The following is a 3,300-nucleotide window of genomic DNA, read 5'->3' on the forward strand; positions in this document are numbered from 1 at the left end:
CAGGAGCCGAGGCGGGCGGCCCGCCTCGGGGCGCTCCAGCGCGGCGATCTCCGCCGGCGCGAAGATCATGGACGGCTCCTGACCGAGACGGATGGGCTCATCAATGGCCCGCGCCGCCTCACCCAGACGGGGCCGGTCCGCGTATGCACATTCGAGCCTTCGCAGCGTATCGAGGAAACCGAACCGCCAAGGCTCGCGCTCGAGGGCCTCCAGTATCTTCAGAAGGTCGGACGTCGACCGATGGTCGGAGGCCATCGTTTCAGTTCTCCCCTCGTGGTACTGGACAGCACGGTCTCGGTAAACGCATTTACCGACGCGTAGCGGGCGAAAAAGCGCTCGAGGACTGTGCCGAACAGGAAAACCCCGACGCCTTCGAAGGCGCTCTCGTCGCAATCGAGGGCGATCTCGATACCCCGCGCGTAGGTCAGCGGACGAACCCCGGGCAGGCGCCGCACGATCGGCCGCGTGGCAACGGCTCGAACGCCTTCGATCTGGTGCCGATGATGCGAATCGGTGAGGTCGGCGTAGAGCACCAGCAGCTCGCGCAGTGCGTCGACACCACTGCCTCGCTGGGTGTCGTTGATGGACAGATAGTTCAGCGACAGATGGCTGATCAGCCGCCAGGCCGTATCGCCATGCGCATGTGAGGGCCTCGGACTTGTCGGCCCCGCCACGATCCGGACAGACTCGGCGGGTGCCCCCGACTCCAGCCAGAAATCGGTTGGGCCGATGCCAACAGGCATCTGCAGGGGCAGATCGCGGTTCGTGCACAGACAGCTGACACCCAGCTGGCGCAGCTCATCGGCCCAGGGTGCGGTTGCTGCATCCACCAGGCTGACGTAGGTCTCACTCCCGAGATAGCTCGAGCGTGCCCCTTCCCGACGCTGGCGCATCGAGGAGCGGCGCGGCATCCGATGAATACCGAAGAACGCGGAGTCCCCCTCCGTCTCCCCAAGGTGGGTACCGCCATAGAAGGGCCTGAACTCCCGTAACGCGGCCGTGGACGGCCCATAGCCCGTCACCCGGTCGACGTGGTAGACCTCGAAGTCCATCGGCCGCGTCCGGTCCGGCACGATGTGGTAATCCGGTCCGCCCTTGTCCAGATGGATGCGGTCGCATCGCTTCGGGAACAGATTGATCGCCGGCGTACAGTGCAGCGCGAAATTGCCGGCGTCCACGGCCGCATCCAGTGCCCTGACGTGGGACGGCAGCAAGATGATCACATCGAGGTCCGGAGACTCGACGCGACGCAATGCCTTGGACAATCCCTCCAGCGCCACGAACAGGAAGCGCTCGGGGAAGGCGAAGTACTCGAACAGATTTCGGTATCCGCCGAACGACGGCGCGGTATGCGGCAACAGGGCCTCGTCCGCCGAGAAGCCGAGTGGGCGCAGTGCCGACCCGGGAAGCTCGACCAGCCACGGCAGCGGACGCGCCAACGGCTGCAACAGCACAGCGACCGGGTTCGCGGTCAGCTGTTCATACAGCACGAAGGGCGCCTCATCGCTGCCCCGCAGATACAGGACCAGCTCGTCCAGGCGCAGGTCGCACAGATTCAGTCCGGCGGCTGCATGCAGCCGCACCCGGATGCCGGCCTTGGTCCGATTCAGGACCGGCAACCCCGTATCCACCACGGGGCCGGCATGACTGAAATACTCCGCCTCGGCGATCTCGAGCGGCCAGAGCACCGTCTCATGTGCGGTGCGATACTCGCATACCGTCTGCTCATCGGTGCCGACGTTGCTCCGCAGCACCGTGTGCCTGGGAACGCCGAACCCCTCCGCCAGGGCGCCTTGCGTCAGATCCGGCTGCATCTGCACCACAGCCATCGAGGGGGTCGGCGCCAGGTAGTGCGGATAGACCATCTCCAGCAAGTGCTGCGTGAAGGTCGGAAACTCATCCTCGATCTTGAGCTGAACACGCGCGGCGAGAAACGCGAAACCCTCGAGGAGGCGCTCGACGTAAGGGTCTGCGCATTCGAAGCCGCTGAGGCCGAGACGCCCCGCGATCTTCGGGAACTCGGCCGCAAACTCCCCCCCGAGACCACGCAGGAACTGCAGCTCCCGGGCGTAATGGGCGAGCAGTCGCGGGTCCACTTGATGCTCAGGGCCGCGCGGCGGTCGCCTCGAACACGGCCACATCGCCGGATTCGAGGTCCATTTCCGTCTTCAGATAGAGCTGTTGCGGCATCGGCTGCCCCCACAGCTCACCCTCGATGTCGAATCGGACCGCGTTGTGGCTCATGCTCGACTCGTCCACAACGGCGCGGATGAGCAGCGATTGCGGCAGGATACGCGGCTCGAAACGCAGTATCGCGGACCGCAGTGAACGCTCCAGCGACTCGACATCCAGACCGGAGACATTCCGGCCCGCGAGATCAGGCAGACCGAAATTCACGACCGAGTCTTCCACACCCGGGTAGCGACTCAAGTCCTGGACCGACGCGAGATCACAGGTATTGAGCAGCCATTCCAGATCCCGAATCACGCAGGCCTTGAGCCGCCGCGGTGACAGCACCCGGTCCTCCCGCGACTCCTTGTCCGACTTGGGCGCATTGTCCGTCAGCCGATCCAGAAGCGAGGGCTGAAGGCGTTCCTTGGGGGTCAGGTCAGCCATCGGACGTTTCCCCACCGACATCGGCAAGCGGGGGCTGGAGGCTGATCTCGCGAACCTCCAGCAGTGGATATTCATCGACATCGGTCGCGAGCATCCTTTGGCCGAGCCCGTGGAAGCTCCCCTCGCCTGACTCGATCCACTCGGTTCTGCGTGCCAGCGTCAGGCGCGAGTCGCCGCTGGTCGCCGAGCCCGGATAGCGGACCGGGATCAGCACCACCGACTCGCCGCCATTGTTCCACGTGACCTCAGCTGGTGCCCACACCAGATCGCGGAGGTCGACAGGCTCCTCCACCCGGATACGGCTGACATTCATGTAGGGGATCCAGCTGTATCGTCCGTTGATGATCCCTTCGAGCACCGGTCCCAGGCGTTGGTCCGCGTCAGCGATCCAGGCGAAGGCGACGCCGTCGATCTGCCCCGGAATCGCCGGCGCGCTCTCAAAGGCCTCGCTGCGCAGCCTCTGCGCCTGGGCGATATCGCCACGGCCCTCGACGCGCAGCGCCTCGACCAGCAGCGCGATCCAGCGCTGTGGGGGACCAAACACGAGAGGATCGCAATCGCCCCGGAAGATCCGCTCCCGTAGGGGCTCCGACTGCACCGCACCCCGATAGGTTGCCGCCATCCCGAGCGCGCCAGCATCGAGCTCCGCTGCAACATTGAGCTGCGCCAGGGCCCGGTCCCAGG

General features: G+C 65.5%; 4 protein-coding genes. All 4 read right to left on the minus strand.

Features of this window, described 5'->3' with window-relative positions:
• The coding region (locus tag LJE61_RS14875; RefSeq protein WP_296918854.1) for a type VI secretion system baseplate subunit TssG at positions 1 to 255 on the minus strand (255 nt) is incomplete at its 3' end.
• Complete coding sequence (gene tssF, locus LJE61_RS14880) at positions 219 to 2,096, minus strand: type VI secretion system baseplate subunit TssF (protein WP_296918856.1); 1,878 nt, start codon at positions 2,094 to 2,096, stop codon at positions 219 to 221. The genes LJE61_RS14875 and tssF, both read right to left, overlap by 37 nt.
• Before the next feature lie 7 nt (positions 2,097 to 2,103).
• On the minus strand, positions 2,104 to 2,616 hold the full coding sequence (tssE, locus tag LJE61_RS14885) for a type VI secretion system baseplate subunit TssE (RefSeq protein WP_296918857.1): 513 nt from the start codon (positions 2,614 to 2,616) through the stop codon (positions 2,104 to 2,106).
• The coding region (locus LJE61_RS14890; protein ID WP_296918858.1) for a type VI secretion system accessory protein TagJ at positions 2,609 to 3,300 on the minus strand (692 nt) is incomplete at its 5' end. The genes tssE and LJE61_RS14890, both read right to left, overlap by 8 nt.

The sequence above is a fragment of the Thiocapsa sp. genome (genome assembly GCF_022340925.1).
Taxonomy (GTDB): Bacteria; Pseudomonadota; Gammaproteobacteria; order Chromatiales; family Chromatiaceae; genus Thiocapsa.

What these genes read in the sequence shown, in the direction of transcription:
- tssE (WP_296918857.1), bottom strand. Translation starts at nt 2,616, where the DNA reads ATGGCTGACCTGACCCCCAAGGAACGCCTTCAGCCCTCGCTTCTGGAT.